This is a genomic window from Gluconacetobacter johannae, from assembly GCF_014174305.1.
Taxonomy (GTDB): Bacteria; Pseudomonadota; Alphaproteobacteria; order Acetobacterales; family Acetobacteraceae; genus Gluconacetobacter; species Gluconacetobacter johannae.
The window spans coordinates 106,146-125,509 of the sequence record NZ_JABEQH010000002.1; the positions used below are offsets into that span (position 1 = coordinate 106,146).

A 19,364-nucleotide genomic window follows, 5' to 3' on the forward strand; every position below is an offset into this window, starting at 1 on the left:
AGCAGCAGCACCCCATGACCGAAGGACATGCCGTCGACACCCTTCCCGGCGGGGCGTCATCATCCCCGCCGACGCCCCGCGCGCTGATCGTCAGCCAGTACGTCAAATCGGTCGCCTTCGCGGTTCCCGCCGCGCCGGGGGTGCATGCCGCCCCCAAGGGGCTGCCCGCCCTGCATCTGGACCTGGATGTCGATGCCCGGCAGGTGGAGGGATCGGCCACCCTGTTCGAGGTCGCGCTGACCCTGCGCTGCCGGGCAAACGCCTCGGCCGGGCAGGGGCCGCCGCGTGCGGTGTTCGAGGCCGATATCGCCTACGCCGCCCTGGTGTCCCTGCAGGGCGCGACCCCGGCCGCGCTGGAACCTTTGCTGCTGATCGAGGTGCCGGCCATGATCTTCCCGGCCGCGCGCAACGTGCTGGCCGACCTGACGCGCGAGGCCGGGTTCGCGCCGGTGCTGATGCAGCAGGTGGATTTCGCCGCCCTGTATCGCATCCGCCGCGCCGCTGCCTGAGAGGCTGGTTTAAAATTCATCCTGCTGGTGATCCGACGGCCCACGGATTGCATTTCCCGCGCCGTGTTCGCACATTCCCCTCGATCGTCGTGCCGCACTGAGGCGCCGCGACGCCGGATCGAGGATGGGACGATGGGCATGACGAGCGGACGCGACCTGAACCCGGTGCTGGACAGGGTGGACCGCACGCTGGAGTCCAGCCTGGACCGGCTGTTCGATTTCCTGCGGATTCCCAGCATCTCGGCCCAGCCGGCCCATGCCGGCGACTGCCGCCGGGCGGCGGAGTGGCTGTGCGCGGAGCTGACCGCGATCGGCCTCGACGCCTCGGTGCGCGACACGCCGGGCCACCCGATGGTCGTCGCCCATGACCGCAGCGCGGCCGAGGGGCCGCATGTGCTGTTCTACGGCCATTACGACGTGCAGCCGGTCGATCCGCTGGAATTGTGGCATTCCGCGCCGTTCGACCCGAAACTGGTCCGTAATGCCGACGGCACGGCGCGGATCGTCGCGCGCGGCGCGTCCGACGACAAGGGGCAGGTCATGACCTTTGTCGAGGCCCTGCGCGCCCTGCGGGCCGAACGGGGCACATTGCCGCTGTGCGTCTCGGTCGTCATCGAGGGCGAGGAGGAAAGCGGCGGCGCCAACCTGCTGCCGTTCCTCGAGGCCAATCGCGACGAACTGCGCGCCGACGTGGCGCTGATCTGCGACACCTCGATGCTCGAGGGCGGGGTGCCGGCCATCACCACCGCCCTGCGCGGCATGGTGGGCGAGGATGTGACCATCCATTGCGCCAACCGCGACCTGCATTCGGGCATCTACGGCAACGCCGCGCGCAATCCGATCGAACTTCTGTGCGGCATCCTGGCCTCGGTCCGCGATGCCGACAGCGGGCGCGTCGTCCTGCCGGGCTTCTACGACGGGGTGCAGGACCCCCCGGCCGAAGTCCGCGCCCAATGGCAGGCCATCGCGCCGTCCGACGCCGGCTTCCTCGGCCCGGTGGGCCTGTCGGTGCCGGCGGGCGAGCGCGGCTATTCCGCGATCGAGCAGACCTGGTGCCGCCCCACCTTCGAAATCAACGGCATGACCGGCGGCTACACCGGCGACGGGTTCAAGACGGTGCTGCCGGCCCAGGCCTCGGCCAAGGTGTCGTTCCGGCTGGTCGCGGGGCAGGACCCGGCCCAGGTCCGCGCCGCCTTCCGCGACCATGTGCGCGGGCTGCTGCCGGCCGACTGCACCGTCGATTTCGCCGCCCACGGCGGGTCGTCCGCCAGCGTCGTGCCGTCGGACGGCCCGGCGTTGCGCGCGGCGCTGGCCGCGCTGGGCGCCGAATGGGGCCATCCGGCGGTCACGGTCGGCAGCGGGGGGTCGATCCCGGTGGTGTCCGAGGTGAAGCAGGCCCTGGGCATGGAGTCGCTGCTGATCGGCTTCGCGCTGGAGGACGACCGCATCCACTCCCCCAACGAGAAATACGACCTGACCTCGTTCCATCGCGGCATCCGTTCGTGGGTGCGGGTGCTGGGGGCGCTGGCCGATGCGTAAGTAAGCGGGGCTCTGCCCCGCACCCCGCCAAAGGCAGTCGCCTTTGGAAACCAGTCGTTGAAACAGATCGGGGTCAAGGGGCCGCCGGCCCCTTGCGGGTTCGGGCGGAGCCCGAAAGAGACCCCATTTCATAGGATAGTGGCACCATGACAGACGGCAGGCGTACGATGCTGGCGCTGACGATGGGCGATCCGGCCGGGATCGGGCCGGAGATCACCGCCGCCGCCTGGCGCGCCCTGCGTGTCGGCGACGGCCCGGCCTTCGTCGTGCCGGGCGACGCCGCCCTGCTGTCCGCCCACGCCCCGGTGCGCGCGGTCTCCGACATGGCCGAAGCGGCCTCGGTCTTCCCCGATGCCCTGCCGGTCCTGCCCGTCGATCTGGTGCGGCCCGCCCTGCCGGGCCAGCCCGATTCCGCCAACGCGCCGGCCATCACCGGCAGCATCGAACGCGCGGTGCGCCTGGCGCAGGCCGGCCAGGTCGCGGCCATGGTCACCAATCCGATCAGCAAGCTGGTGCTGAAGCAGGCGGGGTTCCCTCATCCGGGCCATACGGAATATCTGGCCGAACTCTGTGGTGTTGCGGGGCAGGAAGTCATGATGCTGGCCTGTCCCGAACTGCGGGTGGTGCCGGTGACGGTGCATGTGTCGCTGCGCCGTGCGCTGGACAGCCTGACCACGGCGGACATCGTCCGCTGCGGGCGCACGGCGGCGGCGGCCCTGCGGCGTGACTTCGCGATCGCGTCCCCCCGCCTGGCGGTCGCCGGCCTGAACCCGCATGCCGGCGAGGGCGGGGTGATGGGGGACGAGGAACAGACGATCATCGGCCCGGCCATCGCGGCGCTACGTGCCGACGGGTTCGCCGTCACCGGTCCCTGGCCGCCCGACACCATGTTCACGCCGCCGGCCCGCGCGCGCTATGACGTGGCGCTGTGCATGTATCACGACCAGGCGCTGATCCCGCTGAAGACCATCGACATGGCGGGTGGGGTGAACGTGACCCTTGGTCTGCCCATCGTCCGGACCTCGCCCGACCACGGGACGGCGTTCGACATCGCGGGACAGGGGGTCGCCGACCCGTCCAGCCTGCTGGCCGCCCTGCGCCTGGCGGATGACATGGCGCGCAACAGGGGGGCCGCATGACCGATTCCACTTCGTCCCGCATGCTCCGGCCCAAAGGGCTGCGGCTGGGCGTCAACATCGACCACGTGGCGACGGTACGCAACGCGCGCGGCGGCACGCACCCCGACCCGGTGGAGGCCGCCCGCCTGGCCGCGGCATGCGGTGCGGACGGCATCACCGCCCATCTGCGCGAGGACCGGCGCCATATCCGCGATGCCGACCTCGCCCGCCTGCGCGCCGACGTCGCCGCCCCGCTGAACATGGAAATGGCCGCGACGGACGAGATGGTGGGCATCGCGCTGTCCCTGCGGCCGCATGCGTGCTGCATCGTCCCCGAACGCCGGGCCGAGGTCACGACCGAGGGCGGGCTGGATGTCGCGGGCCAGGTCGCGGCCCTGGCGCCGCATGTCCGTGCGCTGGGCGAGGCGGGCATCCGCGTGTCGATGTTCATCGACCCCGACCCGGCGCAGATCGCGGCCTCGGCCGCCATCGGCGCGGCGGTGGTGGAACTGCATACCGGCGCCTATGCCGAAGGCCGCGCCGGCGAACTGGACCGCCTGCGCGCCGCCGCCCTCGCGGCCGACGCGGCCGGGCTGGAGGTCCATGCCGGCCACGGCCTGACCTACGACAATGTCGGCCCGATCGCCGCCCTGCCGCAGATCGTGGAACTGAATATCGGCCATTTCCTGATCGGCCAGGCGATCTTCGACGGCCTGCCCGCCGTCATCGCGCGAATGCGACAGGAGATGGACCGGGGAAGGAAAGGGTTTAACCACCTGGAAACCCAGGACTTATAAACGAATGGGATGCAAGGGCCGCGGCCCTTGCCGGGTTCGGGCGGAGCCCGACCTTTACTTCCCTGTCCCGCCCACCGTCAGCCCCGTCATCTTCAGCGTCGGCTGGCCCACGCCCACCGGCACGCCCTGGCCGGCCTTGCCGCAGGTGCCGATGCCCGGGTCCAGGGCCATGTCGCCGCCGATCATCGTCACCCGGGTCATCGCGTCGGCCCCGTTGCCGATCAGCGTGGCGCCGCGCACCGGGGCGGTGACCTTGCCGTCTTCGATCAGATAGGCTTCCGACGCCGCGAAGACGAACTTGCCCGAGGTGATGTCCACCTGGCCGCCGCCGAAATTGACGGCGTACAGGCCGCGCCTGGTCGAGCGGATCATGTCCTCGGTCGTGGCGTCGCCGCCCAGCATGATGGTGTTGGTCATGCGCGGCATGGGGGCGTGGGCGTAGGACTGCCGCCGGCCGTTGCCGGTGGGGCGCACGCCCATCAGGCGGGCGTTCATCCGGTCCTGGATGTAGCCGGTCAGGATCCCGTCCTCGATCATCACCGTCCGGCCCGAGGGCGTGCCTTCGTCATCAATGGTCAGGCTGCCGCGCCGGTCGGGCAGGGTGCCGTCATCGACGACCGTGACGCCGGGGGCGGCGACGCGCTTGCCCATCAGGCCGGCGAAGGCCGACGTGCCCTTGCGATTGAAATCGCCTTCCAGCCCGTGGCCCACGGCCTCGTGCAGCAGGATGCCGGGCCAGCCCGCCCCCAGCACGATCTCCATCTCGCCCGCCGGGGCGGGGACGGCGTCCAGGTTGACCAGCGCCATACGCAGGGCCTCGTCCACCGCGCCCTTCCACACGGCCTCGTCCAGCAGGCGGGTGTAGGAATAGCGCCCGCCCAGCCCATGGCCGCCGCTTTCGCGCCGGCCGTCCTTTTCCACCACCACCGACACGTTCAGCCGCACCAGCGGCCGCAGGTCGGCGACGCGCTGGCCGTCGGCGCGGATGATCTGCACCGCCTGCCATTCCGCGGCCAGCGAGGCCGAGACCTGCACGACGCGGGAATCCCGCCCCCGGGCATAGCCGTCCAGCGCCGACAGCAGGGCGGCGCGCGATGCGAAATCGGTCTCGCCCAGCGGGTTGGCGTCGCCATACAGGTGCCGGTTGGTCGCCTGCGGGGCGGCGGCCATGACGCCGGAGCGCCCGGCGCGGACCTGCGTCACGGTTTCCGCCGCCCGCAGCAGGGCCGATTCGCTCAGTTCGTCGGCATGGGCGAAGCCGGTTTCCTCGCCCAGGATGGCGCGCAGGCCGAACCCCGACGAGGTGTCGAAGGTGGCCGACCGGATGACCCCGTCATCCAGCGAGATCATCTCGCTCTCGCGATATTCCAGGAACAGCTCGCCGTCATCCATGCCTTCCAGCGTGCGGCGGACCAGGCTTTCGGCCTCGGTGCGCCCCAGGGTGGCCCCGGCCCGGTCGAAGAACAGACGGTCGGTGGCGGTCAATGGATTCAGGAAGGGGGGATTCAGGATAGGAGCGGTCGAGGGCATCGGGCGGTCTCCGGACGGCGGTCGGTCAACGCAAGTCATAGTCGTATTCCGACATGGGGCGAAACCGTCCGATTGGCCAGCGCCGGCAGGCGCCGAAGGGGTGAACTTCCCTCCATCCGGTCTGTTTTTCTTTCCGATCTCGCCGCCGCAAGGCATCCTGACTTCGCCAAGTTCCTGACCGACCGAGGAATCCGCGCCCCGTGACAGTGCCCGATCCGACCCGTCCCCTCGCCTCCGCATGGTCCCGCGTCCGCATCGCACCCTGTCTGGCCGGCCTTCTGGCCATCCTGCCGGCCGTCGTCGCGCCGGCGGCGGCCCAGGATGTCATGCAGGACGGCGCCGCGCAGGCCGCCCTTCTGCCCGCCCCCTTTCCGCCCCCGGTCGCCGCCGTCGCCCCGTTCGGCGCGGCCCTTCCGCCGCCGGCGGTCTATCTGGCCCCCCTGGCGCCGCGTCCCGCCGGCCCGGCGGTGGCGGTGCCCTCGGCCGACCAGCAGGACCTGCGCCCGCCTTCCATCGCGCTGGACGGACTGTTCGCCGCCATCGGGGCGGCCCATGTCTTCGACGACGCCAAGACCGTGGCCGACGCCATCCCCGACGAGGCCCCGGACGCGCTGCTGGCCGACTACGACGCGCAGAAAGCCCGCCCCGGATTCGTGCTGAAGGATTTCGTGGCCCAGCATTTCTCGGTCGCGCCGCGCCGGACCGTGTCCTACCGCCGCCGGCCGAACGAAAGCGTGCGCGACTACATCACCGGCATGTGGGAGGTCCTCAGCCGCCCGCCCGACACGCTGGTGGCCCATTCCTCGCTGCTGCCGCTGCCCTACACCTATGTGGTGCCCGGCGGCCGGTTCAGCGAGATGTACTATTGGGACAGCTATTTCACCATGATCGGCCTGTACGAGGACGGCAGGATCGACCTGATGCGTAGCATGGTGCGCGACATCGCCTCGCTGATCGACCGGTACGGGCACATGCCCAACGGCAACCGCACCTATTACCTCGGCCGGTCCGAACCGCCCTTCTTCGCGCTGATGGTCGATCTGCTGGCGATGCATGACGGGCAGGTCGCCTACACCACCTTCCTGCCGCAACTGCAGCGCGAGTACGATTACTGGATGGACGGCGCGGCGCAGGTGGCGCCGGGCGGGGCCTATCGCCATGTCGTGCGCCTGCCCGACGGCACGCTGATGAACCGCCATTGGGACGATCTGTCGACCCCGCGCGACGAAAGCTACCCCCAGGACATCGCCACCGCCGCCGCGACCAACCGCCCGGCGGCCGAGGTCTATCGCGACCTGCGCGCCGGGGGCGAGACGGGGTGGGATTTTTCGTCCCGCTGGCTGGCCGACGGACACACGCTGTCGAGCATCCACACCACCGACCTGCTGCCGATCGAACTGAACTGCCTGATCGCGCATCTGGAACAGACCCTGTCGCATGCCTATGCCCTGAACGGGAACACGGCCCTGTCCGCCCGCTATACGCAGGAGGCCGCGACGCGGGTCGAGGCCATCCGCCGCCTTCTGTGGGACGACAGGCAGGGGGCTTTCTTCGATTACGACTGGAAGAAGGGCGCGCTGTCGCCGGTCCTGTCGGGGGCGACGGTCATGCCGCTGTTCCTGCAGATGGCGACGCCGGACCAGGCGAAGGCCGTCGCCGCGACCCTGCGCGCCCGGCTGCTGAAAATCGGCGGGCTGGCGACCACCGACCGGGTCAGCGGCCAGCAATGGGATTCGCCCAACGGCTGGGCGCCGACGCAATGGATGGCGATCAAGGGCCTGAACCAGTACGGGATCGACGACCTGGCGCAGGAGATCGCCACGCGCTGGATGGAACGGGTGATCGGCACCTACGAAAAATCCGGCGTGCTGCTGGAAAAATATGACGTGGTGAACCCGGCGATCAGCCCGACCGGCGGCAAGGGCGGTGGCGAATACCCGATGCAGGTCGGCTTCGGCTGGACCAACGGCACCTTGCTGGGCCTGATGAACCGCTATCCGCAGGACACCCGTGTGGTGCTGGACCGCAATCCGCGCGCCGACCAGCCGACCGCCCGGCCACTGCCGCCGGTCAATGCCTATGACGTGAAAGGCCCGGTCGTCGATCCTGCCCCGGTGCCCATGGCCCAGGTGCCGCCGGCCCCGGTCCCGCCTGCCGCGCCGGGCCGTCCGTCAGGCCCGGCCGACGCCGCGCAGCCGGTGCAGGGTCACGATGGCGACGGTCAGAAGGACGGCGGCCCAGGTCTGGTGCACGGTTCCGGCCCAGGCGGGCACGACCAGCAGCAGGGTGGTGACCCCCAGCGCGTACTGGATCAGCACGGCCCAGCCCAGTAGCATCAGCGCGTCGTGCACCGGCTTGCCGACCTGCGGCGCGCGCAGGCCCGTGAACACGCAGGCCCCGATCGCCAGCGCGGTGGCGGTCGCCAGCAGCCGGTGGTCGAACTGGATGGCGGGAATGTTCTGGAACCAGTTCAGCCAGAACGGCGTCAGCCGCGCATAGCCGGCCGGGATCAGGCGGCCGTCCATCAGCGGGAACGTATTGTAGGTGAAGCCCGCGTGCGTCCCCGCCGTGAAGCCGCCGGCGATGATGGTGATCCCGATCAGCACGGTGGCGGTCAACACCAGCCGCCGGGTCCGCACCACCGGCGGCGTGGCCGGGATGAAGGGGGCGACGGGTGTGCGGACGGACAGGGCGGTCCACAGGATCGCGATATACAGTGCGAAGGCGCAGCACAGATGCAGCACCAGCCGCACCGGCGCCACCGCCGTGCTGTCGGGGTTGAAGCCCGAGGCCACCATGAACCAGCCGATGGCCCCCTGCAGCCCGCCCAGCACGAAGAACAGGACCAGCCGCGCGACCAGCCCGCGCGTCAGCGCGCCGGTCACCGCGAACCACACCAGCGGCACCAGCAGCACCAGCCCGATCATCCGGCCCCAGAAGCGGTGCGTCCATTCGGCCCAGAAAATCTTCTGGAACCCGGACAGGCCGAAGCCGTCATGCAGGATCTTGTACTGCGGAATGGTCTGGTACAGCGCGAACTGCCGTTCCCATTCGGCATGGGTCAGCGGCGGCACGATGCCGGTGACCGGCCGCCAGTCCATGATCGACAGGCCCGAACCGGTCAGGCGGGTGTAGCCGCCCAGCGCGATCATGCCGATCAGCATGAAGCACACGGCGAACAGCCAGGCCGACACCCGGCGGCGGTTTCGCAGGATCACGGGCGTTGCGTCGTCGCGGCCGCCGGCCCGACGGTAGGAAATGCTTGCGGACATGCGGTCGATTTAGACCGCCCTTGCGGCCGGCCGCAAGGCGGTGCTAGGGCGCAGGCCATGCCGTATTCCGATCCCCAGGACCCGCCGGACGCCCCCGGCGGGATGCGCGCGCTGGCGCGGCCGGCCCTGATGGTGGCCGCATTCATGGCGGCGGGCACCCTGCTGCGCTTCGCCCCCGGCCTGCACGGGCTGATGACCGATACCGTCCTGCTGCGCGACGGGGCATGGGGGCGGACGATCTTCCTTCTGGTGGGCACCCTGTTCTGCGCGCTGGGCCTGCCGCGCCAGGTGGTCTGCTTCGCGGCCGGGGTGGCGTACGGCCCGTTCGCCGGGGTCGGATTCGCCACGGCGGCGACGGTGGCGGGGGCGGTAGCCGGGTTTTCATGGGCGCGGTGCGTGGGGCGGGCGGCGGTGCGGCGGTGGCTGGGCGGGCGTCTGGGCCGGCGGCTGGCGCGCCTGGATGGCCTGGTTTCGGCCAATCCGTTCGCCACGATCCTGACCCTGCGGCTGCTGCCGGTGGGGTCGGCCCTGATGCTGAACCTGCTGGCCGGGGTGTCGGCCGCCCCGGCGCGGTCCTTTGTCCTGGCGACCCTTGCCGGAAGCCTGCCGCAGACCATTGTCTTCGTGCTGCTGGGCAGCGGCGCGCGGATCGGCCACGGGTGGCAGGTGGCGCTGGCGGCGATGCTGTTCGCGGCGTCCGGGGCGCTGGGCCTGTGGCTGATGCGGCGGGGCGGCATGGTGGGGGGCGCCGCCCGCGACATGTCCTGAAATCGCCACGTTCCCGCCGGGTTTGGCCGGTCCTGTGGACGGACGGCAGGGTGGGCGGGCTGTTGCGGAGATGCACCGCGTACAGCGAATTGCAGCCTTACTGTATTTAGATGATGAAATGCGAAGGGTCGCTGGGATAGTAGGGCCCGACGATCTCTTACGGAGTGCCGCCATGGCGTCTTCCGCGATAGCCGCGAGATCCGACGATGCCCCTGCCGCCGTCCAGACTGCCACGCCCATGAGCTGGATCGCCATCCTGCTCGGCTTTCTGACCGCTGTCGGTCCGGTATCGACGGATATCTATCTTCCCGCCTTCCCGGCGCTGGAGGCGTCCCTGCACGCCCCGGCGGGGTCGGCGCAGATGACGCTCGCCGTCTGGTTCGTCGGCCTGGCGGTGGGGCAGATCACGATGGGCCCGCTGTCCGACCGGTTCGGCCGGCGCATGCCCATGCTGGTGGGCACGCTGGTCTATACCCTGGCCTCGGCCGGCTGCGCCCTGGCGCCGGATATCTGGACGTTCTCCAGCTTCCGGCTGCTGGCGTCGCTGGGCGCGTCGGCCAGCCTGGTCATCCCCAGCGCCTGCGTGCGCGACATGTCCCATGGGAACGAGGCCGCGCGCCTGATGTCGCGGCTGGTGCTGGTCATGGGCGTGGTGCCGATCCTGGCCCCCACCCTCGGCGGCTTCGTGCTGTCGTTCACCACATGGCGGTCCATTTTCTGGGCATCGGCGGTCTACGGGCTGATCTGCATCTTCCTGGTCGCGCGCGTGCTGCCCGAAACCCTGGCGCCGGACGACCGCAGCGTAATACCGCCGGTGGCGCTGGCCAGCCGCTACCTGACGCTGGCGCGCGACCGGGGGTTCATCACCAACGCCCTGGTGGCGGGCTTCGCGGCCTTCATGTCGTTCACCTACCTGTCCGAGGCGCCGTCGGTGTTCATCCACCTGTTCGGCTTCTCGCCGGCGCAGTTCGGCATGCTGTTCGGCGTGTTCGCCGTCTGCATGATCGGCGCGTCCCAGTTGAACGGCATGCTGGTGGGGCGTATCGACGCGACCCGTATCCTGGGCCTGTCGGTGGGGACGGCCGTGCTGGGCACGGTGGCGATGGTGGTGGTGTCGATCGTCATGGCCTTCGCCATGCGGGGCGGCGCCCTCCTGCACGGCCTGGCGCTGATCCCGCTGATCCTGACGATGATGGTGGCGCTGGGCACCACCGGCATCATCGGCCCCAATGCGACGGTGGGCGCCATGGCCGACCATCCGCGCCTGGCGGGCAGCGCCGCGGCCTTCATCGGCACCTTGCAATATGTGCTGGGCGCCGTTGCCGGGGCCGTGGTCGGCATGTTGCCGGCCAGCAACCCGGTGCCGATGGCGGGCGTCATGCTGCTGGGGGCGGTCATCATGCTGATGATGGTGCTGATGCGGCCCGCGCGCGCGCCCAACGACGCGGCGACGCTGCCGGACATGCCCGTCCTTCATTGATGCGTCCCGGCCCTGGCGGCCCCTGCGGGCTTGCGGGCGGCGGCGGCGGCGGGCTACAGCAGGACGGAATTTTTCCGGTCCGGACATCAGGTCCGGGCCGGCTTTTCGCATGGGATGGATTTGGACACGGACATGACGACCGCCACGATGGACCTGAAGCAGCACATTCGCGGCATTCCGGATTTTCCGAAGCCCGGCATCCTGTTCTACGACATCTCGACCCTGATGCGGGATGCGGACGCCTGGCAGGTGGCCATGGGCCGGATGACGCGCGCGGTCGCGCCCTGGGCGCCGGACATGCTGGCCGCCATCGAATCGCGCGGCTTCCTGACGGCCGCTCCGCTGGCCAGCCGCCTGGGCTGCGGGCTGGTGATGCTACGCAAGCCGGGCAAGCTGCCGGGGGCGACGGTGTCGCACGAATACGATCTGGAATACGGCAGCGACACCCTGCACATCCAGGCCGATGCGATCCGCCCGGGGCAGCGGGTGGTGGTGATGGACGACCTGCTGGCGACCGGCGGCACGCTGGCGGCGTCGGTCGCGCTGTTACGCAAGGTGGGGGCAAACGTCGTCGGCGCCGCCACCCTGATCGAGATCCGCGCGCTGGGCGGGCGCGACCGCCTGGACATCCCGGTCGAATCCCTGGTGTCCTACGACGACTGATCGGGACAGACTTCCTCCGGCCGGAAAAATTCGGTTTGGAGAAGTCTGTTATGCGGAACGTTGCCTGCCGGGCGACGGGCGCGTGATCTAGACAGGCAGGGGAACCGTCGCAGGGGGTGGCGTTGCACGCGGGAGCAGGGATGCCGGGATGAGGAGTCTTGCGCTGACCCTGGCCCGGAGCCGCGTCGGCGACCTGTGGTCCCGCCTGTGGTCGGGCGGCCCCCGGCGGCAGGACCATCTGCGCTGGCTGTTCGCCCCCGACCTTGTCACCTTCGGCTACGCGCTGCGGACCACGATCACGTCGCTGGTCGCGTTGGGCATCGCCCTGTGGTGGGAACTGGGCAGTCCGCAATGGGCGGCCCTGACCGTCTGGATGGTCGCCCAGGGCACGCGGGGCAAGAGCGTCGCCAAGGCGCGCTGGCACCTGTTCGGGATGGTCGTCGGCACCATCTGCGCGGTGGCGCTGGTCGCCGCCCTGCCGCAGTCGCCGCTGCTGTTCATCGTGGCGCTGGCGGTGGGCATCGGCCTGTTCTGCTTTGTCGGCACGCTGCTGCCCGGGCCGGCGACCATGACCAACTACCGCATCCACGGCATGCGGGCCAGCGGCTTCACCTACGCCATCATCGCGCTGGACGGCATCGCCGACCCCGAGCATATCTTCCAGATCGCCATGGCCCGCGCGACCTATATCGTGCTGGGCATCGTGCTGGAAACCTCGGTGTCCGCGCTGTTCCAGTTCCGCCTGGGCGAACGGGCGCGGGACCGGCTGGCGCACAACTTCCTGACCGCCATCGACGGCGCGGCCCGGTCGCTGGCGGCGCTGCTGGCCGGCGACGGGCAGGTGCTGACGCGGGCGCGGGGCGTATTCGCCACCATCACCACCCTCAGCGACCAGATCGAATTCGCCGAGGTCGAACTGGGCCGCCATCACGGGCACGAAGGCGATCATGCCCGGGCGGCCCTGGCGCGGATCGCGGTGCTGCTGTCGCGCGGGCTGGACCTGGCGGCGCTGATGCAGATGCCGGGCGGCGCGCCTGCCGACGGGTTCCACGCCAATGCCGAGGGGGTACGGACGTTCCTGCTGGACCTGCCCGCCCGGCTGGAGGGCGGCGACGTCCGTCCGGTCCTGGACCGGCTGGGGGCGTTGCGGGCCGACTGCCGGCAGAGCATCGCCGATTCGCTGGGCGAGGAGATGGGCAGCGACACCCGGCCGCCGGCGCCCGCCGACGCGGCGGCGATCCTGCAACGGCAGAGGATGCTGCAGCACGCGCTGGACGCGATGCTGGACGACCTGGAACAGGCGATCATCCAGTTCGAGGCCAGCCTCCATCCGCTGCCGCACGACCATTTCCATTACCGCATCCGCACCTTCCGCGACTGGCAGCAGGCGCTGGCCAACAGCCTGCGGGCCTCGGTCACGATCTTTGGCGCCGGGGTGATCTGGATCGCCACCGGCTGGCGCGACGGGCTGACGTTCCTGATGTTCGTCTCGATCGTCTGCAGCCTGTTCGCGACGCTGGAGAAGCCGGCGCTGGCGACCCAGGCGTTCCTGACCGGGGCCCTGTGGGCGGTGGGCGTGTCGGGGGTGCTGGTGCTGTGGGTGCTGGCCACCCCCTCGACCTACGAGATGCTGGCCCTGTGCCTCAGCCTGCCGATGCTGGCGGGGGGGCTGGCCTTCGCCTACCCCACCATCATCCTGGCGGCGGTGTCGTACAATCTGTTCCTGCCCATCCTGATCGGCCCGGGCAACCAGGCCCGCCTGGATGAAATCACGTTCTTCAACACCGCCATGCCGCTGATCCTGGCGCTGTGGTACGCGATGTGGACGTTCCGGCTGGTGCTGCCGTTCGACACCAACGGCATGCGCTGGCAGATGCGTACCGGCATCCTGAAGGGCTTGCGGCTGCTGGCGCGCTCGCACACGCTGCCGTCGCCGCTGTATGTCGTCGAACGCAACGTGGACCGCTTCGTGCGTCTTCTGACCAATGCCGAACAGACGCCCGAACCGGTGATCGACGCCTACCTGCAAGGCATCCTGTCGGCGATGACCATCGGGCTGAACGTGATCCGCCTGCGCGCGGTGCTGGCGCGCAACGTCCTGCCGCCGCAGGCCCGGCAGGTGATCGAGGAAATGATGGGCCGCATGGCGCAGTTCAGCGGCCGCTATGGCGGCCACTACGGGCGCACGGCGCGGGCGGCGAAACTGGCGATCCAGCGGATCACCTCGGAAGCCGGGCGGGAGGCGAACCTGGCCACCCGGCTGGAAATGGACCGCGCGCTGTCGAGCCTGAACGTGATCTCGTACGAACTCGACACCAACCAGATGTTCTTCGACGCCGCCAGCCCCTATCTGGATTCCGCACTGGGTTGACAAGGGGGTCGTTGCGGTGCCGTCATGCGCGCCGACCCGCGGTGAGCAATCACGACATGCCCCTTCCTGGCGAGACGCCGGCGCAACTTCCGGCGGCGGAACATGACGAGATGAAATCGGTTTCCGGAGCCGCCCGACATCTTCCGACAAGACGCTCCGTCGGGCTCGGCATCCTGGCCGCCCCTGCCTTGTGCAGGCCCTTGCGCCGTGCTTTTGCGTCTGACTACACCAGCTTTCCGTTTTCGGTGGCGTCCGGAGACCCCTCTGCATCGAGCGTCGTGCTCTGGACGCGCCTGGCAAGGTCGGCGTTCGACCCCGAACCCATCTCCCGCACTCCCATCCAGGTGGAATGGGTGATCGCCAGAGACCGGGACCTGGTGCACGTCGTCCAGTCGGGAGTGGCTCTGGCGCGACCGGCCCTGGGTTTCAGCGTTCATGTCCATGTCCAGGGATTGCAGGCGGCGCAGACCTATTATTATGGATTTTATCTCGGGGGAGAACGCAGCCCGGTGGGACGCACCAAGACTCTTGCGTCCCCGGATCAAAATCTTGCCTCGGCGCAATTTTCCCTGGTGAGCTGCCAGAATTGGGAAAATGGCTATTTCGATGCCTACCGGGGTATCGTGGAGGACGACCCTGACTTCGTCTTGCATCTGGGGGATTACATCTATGATGTGACGCGGGGCGGCGGCGTTCGCCAGCACGAGATGTCCCGCCTCCCGATGACGTTGGCGGAGTACAGGGCGCGACATGCGCTTTATCGGACCGATCCGGCTCTGATCGCCGCGCATGAATCCCTGCCGTTCGTTTTGCTGCCCGACAATCATGACGCGTTGGAACAGGATTCGCGGGACCCTGCCCTGCTCGCGCGTCGTGCGGCGGCTTATCAGGCGTGGTACGAATTCCTGCCCGTCCGCCATCCGGCGCGGCCCGGTCACCCTTCGATGCGGATTTATCGCGGGATGGATCTCGGCCGTCTTGTCCGGCTCAATCTGCTCGACACGCGGCAGTTTCGGGGCGACGAGACGATCTGCAAGAGTCATTCGGACCCGCGTTTCGGCTTCGGGGTTTATGAACAAGCCTGCCCGGCCGCCGTCGATGCGCGCCGCACGATGCTCGGCTTGCCTCAGGAGGCCTGGCTGACGGGCAGGCTTCGCCATGCGCCGGCACGCTGGAACGTTATCGGCTCGACAGTCATGATGTCGCCGATCAACATGCGCCACGACAATGACGTTTACCGCTACCTTGGCAGTTGGGACGGCTATGACGCCAATCGCCAACGGATCCTGGATACGATCCAGCGATACCGGACACCGAACCCCGCCGTGCTGTCCGGCGATCTTCATTCCACCCTGGTATCGCGGGTTGTGCGTCGCGCCGGCGATGATCCGCGGTCGGGGGTGATGCCGGAGTTTCTGGGCACCTCAATCAGTTCCCTGTGGCCGGAGCCACTCGCGGCGCCCATCAGAAATGCGCTGCCGGACAATCCGCATGTCCAGCATTATGATTCTCTGCATCGGGGCTATCTGAGATGCACCTTCACGCCCACGCGCATGCTGGTGGAAACGCGGCTGATTTCGCATACCGACAGACCGGGCGGACAGGTGCGGACGGCGGACAGGTTTGTTGTCGAAAATGGCTCTCCGGAGATTCTGCTTGCCTGACACGGCTTGCGACATCAGGCCATGAGTATCATCGGCCCAGTGTCAAGAGTTCGGCTTTTTCCTCTTTTTCGCGAATCTGTCCGGTATCGTTGGGGCGTTCGACCGGAAGCCATAGCGTGAAGCACGTGCCGACCGCGGCCGGTTGCCAGGCCACGCGGCCGGTCAGGGTTTCGGCACGCCAGCGGATATTGCGTAGCCCGCGCCCCTCGGCGTGGTACTCTTCGGGGGTGAAGCCGATGCCGTCATCCTCGACCAGCACGGCGACGCGCGACCCGTCGACCAGCGTCGAGACCGCGATCCGCCCGGCTTGCGCGTGCTTGAGGATGTTGGTGACGACTTCCTGCAGGATTCGCAGGATATGCAGGGCGGACGATGGCGTCAGCCATCCCAGCGGCGGCAGGGGGACGACCGCCCATTCCAGCGCGACACCCTGGGCCTGCAGGCTGGGCGCCAGGCGGAAGCGCAGCTTGGCCAGCAATATCAGCAGGTCGGCATCCACCGGTTCCAGCGAATCGACCGTCAGCTTGAGGTCATGCAGGCAGTCCTGCAAGGTCTGGCGGATCGTGGCGTGGGGGGCCGCCATGTGCGCCATGTTGATCGCGCCGGTCAGGGTGGAGCCCAGCCCGTCGTGCATGTCGCGCATCAGGCGCTGGCGTTCGGCCACCAGCAGTTCGCGCTGTTCGATCTGGCGCAGATGTTCGTGGCTGTCGCGCAGGTCGCGTTCCTGTGCGCGCAGGCGCGATTCCAGAACCAGGTTGCTGCGTTCCACCTGGGTCAGGGCGTCGATATAGCGCCGGCACAGCACGTAAAGGCAGCTCAGGAACAGATCGGGCACGACATAGGGAACCAGATAGACATGTTCGATGCTGATTCGAAAATCGACCATCAGCGCATCATGAATGGCGACGGGGAACATGATCGAATGCCAGAACAGCAGCATCATGCCGGAACGCGAACGTCGCCGCCGCATGGCGGCCAGCAGTAACGGGATGGTAGGCAGCGACAGCATGAAGCAGAAGCCATAAGCGGCGAGCGCCAGGGCCGAGATGGAAGCCGATGAAAAGAACAGCGGCGACGCCACGACTGTACAGGCCGTCATGCCCCCGACGAGCAGCCGTTGGAGCCGGGGGAACGTGACCTCGGCCATGCGGCAGCAGAGCAGCCAGCTGACGACGATCAGCCAGTCCATGGAATTGACGGTGGCCCAGCCGAACCAGGCGGGGGACAGCACCGCAGGGTCGAGCGGTACCAGCAGATGGGTGATACGCACGGCATAGAGCACGGCCCCGGCGACGAACAGCAGATACGGGTCCCGATCGGGCCTGGCCAGGGCGACGAAGAACAGGATCGTGGCCATGGACAGCAGCACGACCGCCAGCACGCCCGGCACGACGCATTGCAGCACCAGCCGGATACGGTAGCGCCAGTACAGCGCGTCGTGGGCACCGGCCCAGGCCCGGGTGATGCCGCCGCCCAGGCCGGGCAGGGTGTCCATGCGTAGCAGCACGACCGACGGTCCGGACAACGGCAGGTCCACCATGAGCGGGCGGTTGGCGCCGTCCCAGACGACGTCGCCATGCGTGCGCCAGACCAGCAGGCCGTTCTGGTACAGGGCGAGCCGTCCCTCGGTCTTCCAGCGTGGAAGATAGAAGCTGGTCCCGGCGGGGTACATATCGCCGGCCGGCCCGTCAGGCATCGAGCCATCCCTGGCGCCGGGCGATGGTGATGGCCTCGATCCGCGAGGATACGGCGAGCTTGGTATAGATCCGCCGGATATGGGTCTGCACGGTATGGGCCGACAGATCGAGCTGCTGCGCGACCTCGATGACCGTGAAGCCCTGGGCCACGCGATGCAGCACGTTTCTTTCGCGTTCCGACAGGGTCGACGGCTGGCGTTCGGCGGGTGAGGGCAGATGCGGGCGAAAGCGCGCCAGCAGCTTGCTGGCGATCATCGGGCTGATCGGGCTGCCGCCGTCGCGCGCAGTGGTGGTGCCGGTGCTGAAGGGGCTGGTGTTCGTGTCCGACGCCCATGCCATGCGGCCCGGCGGCATGCCCGCCGGGGTGGGTGGAATCATCCATGAGGGGCTGCCGCTGCTGGGGCAGGCGGGCTTCGCGCAGGCGATGGCGGGCCGGCTGGGCAAGCCGGTGCGCTTCGCGGACCTGGACGCCATCGCGCAGGCGGTCAGCACCCTGTACAAGGCCAATGGCCGTCCGTTCGTCTATGTGACCATTCCGCCGCAGAATGTCGGCGGCGGGGTGGTGCAGATGGTGGTGACGGAATACCGGCTGGGCGCGGTGCGGCCCGAGGGGAACAAGTGGTTTTCCAGCGACCTGCTGCGCGACGAAAGCGGGCTGGTGCCGGGGACGATCCTGCGGCTGGACGACGTGCAGGCCGGTATGGACCGCTTGAACGGCAACCCGTTCCGCACCGTGGACGCGCTGTTTTCGCCGGGGGGCACGCAGGGGACGACCGATGTGGTCCTGCGGACGCAGGACCGGCTGCCGGTTCATGTGTACGGGTCGTACGACAATGCCGGCGTGCCGATGCTGGGGCAGTCGGAATGGGCGCTGGGCGGCACATGGGGCAATGTGGCGGGGCTGGACCAGATCCTGTCCTACCAGTTCACTCATGCGGCCAGCGACCGCTACAGCGGCCATGCCGTCAACTGGACGGCGCCGCTGCCGTGGCATGACCGGGTGCAGGTTTTCGGGTCGTATTCATGGGAAAGGCCGCTGTTGCGGTCGGCTACCGCCGGAATGGACGAAAGCGGGCACAGCGGGCAGGCCAGCGTGCGTTATATCCACGACCTGCCGTCCTTCCGGTTCGGCGCGCGGACGCGCATGACCCAGAGCATCCAGGTTGGTTTCGATTTCAAGACCACCAACAACGCGCTGGAATTCGGCGGGACGCAGGCCTATGCCGGCCAGGCGGAAGTGGACCAGTTTCCGATCCTGTACAACGCGGTGCTGGACGACCCGTATGGCCAGACCAGTTTCCAGAACAACCTGGTGCTGAGCCCCGGCGGGCTGAGCGGGGCGAACCGCAAGCGGGATTTCCAGCTTCTGGTGCCCGGGTCCAGCGACCGGTACGTGTATGACACGATGACCCTGACGCGGACCACATGGCTGCCGGCGGGGGTGTCGTGGATTTTGCAGGCGACGGGCCAGGTTTCCAGCAGCAACCTGATGTACAGCAACCAGCTTGCGCTGGGCGGGCTGTATAACGCGCGGGGCTATTACACCGACACCGCGCTGGGCAGCGAGGGGGTAAGCGTGACCAACGAGGTGCGTACGCCGGCCTTCAGCATCGTGGAGGCGATGGGTCTGCACCCTGCCGTGTCCGACCGCGAACAGGTGGGTGTGTTCTACGATTACGGCCATGTCTCGCAGGTGCACGCGATCCCGCAGGCGGTGAACGAGACCGACCTGTCCAGCATCGGGCTGGATTTGCACAGCATGGTCGGGCGCTATGCCAGCCTGCTGCTGAATGTCGGCTGGCGGCTGCACGGGCTTGAGGCCCAGCGTGTCGCCGATGGGTTCGGCAGCAAGGGGGCATTCGGCAATATCTCGCTGACCGTGGGGTACTGATCCCCCGCCCCGCCGGGGGCATGGGCCGCAAGAGCGGCCCATTCCGGAAGGGTGACATTTCTTGA

General features: G+C 68.8%; 14 protein-coding genes and 1 pseudogene. 11 read left to right on the forward strand and 4 right to left on the reverse strand.

All coding sequences use genetic code 11. The features are described 5' to 3' along the window. The first annotated feature begins 14 nt into the window (after positions 1–14). From HLH21_RS02040 to HLH21_RS02055, 4 genes are all read left to right on the forward strand, one after another. The gene (locus tag HLH21_RS02040) at positions 15–509 is read left to right on the forward strand and encodes a protein-export chaperone SecB (RefSeq protein ID WP_182940561.1); all 495 of its coding nucleotides are present in this window, start codon (positions 15–17) and stop codon (positions 507–509) included. A 132-nt stretch (positions 510–641) separates the two neighbouring features. Continuing rightward, positions 642–2,048, forward strand: coding sequence for a dipeptidase (locus tag HLH21_RS02045; protein WP_182940563.1), 1,407 nt, complete (start codon positions 642–644; stop codon positions 2,046–2,048). Between the two features lie 146 nt (positions 2,049–2,194). Next, a complete protein-coding gene (gene pdxA / locus HLH21_RS02050; protein WP_246379052.1) occupies positions 2,195–3,187 on the forward strand; it encodes a 4-hydroxythreonine-4-phosphate dehydrogenase PdxA in 993 nt (330 codons plus the stop codon). Then, positions 3,184–3,963: a pyridoxine 5'-phosphate synthase gene (locus HLH21_RS02055; RefSeq protein ID WP_182940565.1), complete on the forward strand. Its 780-nt coding sequence runs from the start codon at positions 3,184–3,186 to the stop codon at positions 3,961–3,963. The genes pdxA and HLH21_RS02055 overlap by 4 nt, the downstream gene beginning before the upstream one ends. A 54-nt stretch (positions 3,964–4,017) precedes the next feature. Here HLH21_RS02055 and tldD read toward each other — a convergent pair whose 3' ends face one another. After that, positions 4,018–5,493, reverse strand: coding sequence for a metalloprotease TldD (tldD, locus tag HLH21_RS02060; protein ID WP_182940567.1), 1,476 nt, complete (start codon positions 5,491–5,493; stop codon positions 4,018–4,020). A gap of 200 nt (positions 5,494–5,693) precedes the next feature. On the opposite strand from tldD, the pseudogene treF reads away from it, so the two are divergent. Further along, positions 5,694–7,733, forward strand: a pseudogene (treF, locus tag HLH21_RS02065) (alpha,alpha-trehalase TreF); the annotation flags it as partial. Here the strand turns inward: treF and HLH21_RS16955 are convergent. After that, positions 7,665–8,765, reverse strand: a complete 1,101-nt coding sequence (locus HLH21_RS16955; RefSeq protein ID WP_246379053.1) for a COX15/CtaA family protein — start codon at positions 8,763–8,765, stop codon at positions 7,665–7,667. The pseudogene treF and the gene HLH21_RS16955 overlap by 69 nt on opposite strands. A gap of 57 nt (positions 8,766–8,822) precedes the next feature. Here HLH21_RS16955 and HLH21_RS02070 point away from each other — a divergent pair, with 57 nt between their 5' ends. The 5 genes from HLH21_RS02070 to HLH21_RS02090 all read left to right on the forward strand — a co-directional run bounded on the left by HLH21_RS02070 (position 8,823) and on the right by HLH21_RS02090 (position 15,711). Beyond that, positions 8,823–9,533, forward strand: a complete 711-nt coding sequence (locus tag HLH21_RS02070; protein ID WP_246379054.1) for a TVP38/TMEM64 family protein — start codon at positions 8,823–8,825, stop codon at positions 9,531–9,533. Between the two features lie 172 nt (positions 9,534–9,705). Beyond that, positions 9,706–11,013: a multidrug effflux MFS transporter gene (locus HLH21_RS02075; RefSeq protein WP_182940569.1), complete on the forward strand. Its 1,308-nt coding sequence runs from the start codon at positions 9,706–9,708 to the stop codon at positions 11,011–11,013. A gap of 132 nt (positions 11,014–11,145) precedes the next feature. After that, entirely contained in the window at positions 11,146–11,676 is a 531-nt protein-coding gene (locus tag HLH21_RS02080; protein WP_182940571.1) for an adenine phosphoribosyltransferase, read from the forward strand. 148 nt (positions 11,677–11,824) lie between these two features. Further along, a complete protein-coding gene (locus tag HLH21_RS02085; RefSeq protein ID WP_182940573.1) occupies positions 11,825–14,047 on the forward strand; it encodes an FUSC family protein in 2,223 nt (740 codons plus the stop codon). 56 nt (positions 14,048–14,103) lie between these two features. Beyond that, positions 14,104–15,711 carry an alkaline phosphatase D family protein gene (locus HLH21_RS02090; protein WP_182940575.1) on the forward strand — a complete coding sequence of 536 codons (1,608 nt, stop codon included), beginning with the start codon at positions 14,104–14,106 and terminating at the stop codon, positions 15,709–15,711. A 28-nt stretch (positions 15,712–15,739) separates the two neighbouring features. Here HLH21_RS02090 and HLH21_RS02095 read toward each other — a convergent pair whose 3' ends face one another. Continuing rightward, a complete protein-coding gene (locus HLH21_RS02095; RefSeq protein WP_182940577.1) occupies positions 15,740–17,407 on the reverse strand; it encodes a sensor histidine kinase in 1,668 nt (555 codons plus the stop codon). Continuing rightward, positions 17,400–17,663 carry a response regulator transcription factor gene (locus HLH21_RS02100; RefSeq protein ID WP_182940579.1) on the reverse strand — a complete coding sequence of 88 codons (264 nt, stop codon included), beginning with the start codon at positions 17,661–17,663 and terminating at the stop codon, positions 17,400–17,402. Before HLH21_RS02100 ends, HLH21_RS02095 begins: the two co-directional genes overlap by 8 nt. Here HLH21_RS02100 and HLH21_RS02105 point away from each other — a divergent pair. After that, a complete protein-coding gene (locus HLH21_RS02105) occupies positions 17,650–19,299 on the forward strand; it encodes a ShlB/FhaC/HecB family hemolysin secretion/activation protein (RefSeq protein ID WP_182940581.1) in 1,650 nt (549 codons plus the stop codon). The genes HLH21_RS02100 and HLH21_RS02105 overlap by 14 nt on opposite strands. The last annotated feature ends 65 nt before the right edge of the window (positions 19,300–19,364 follow it).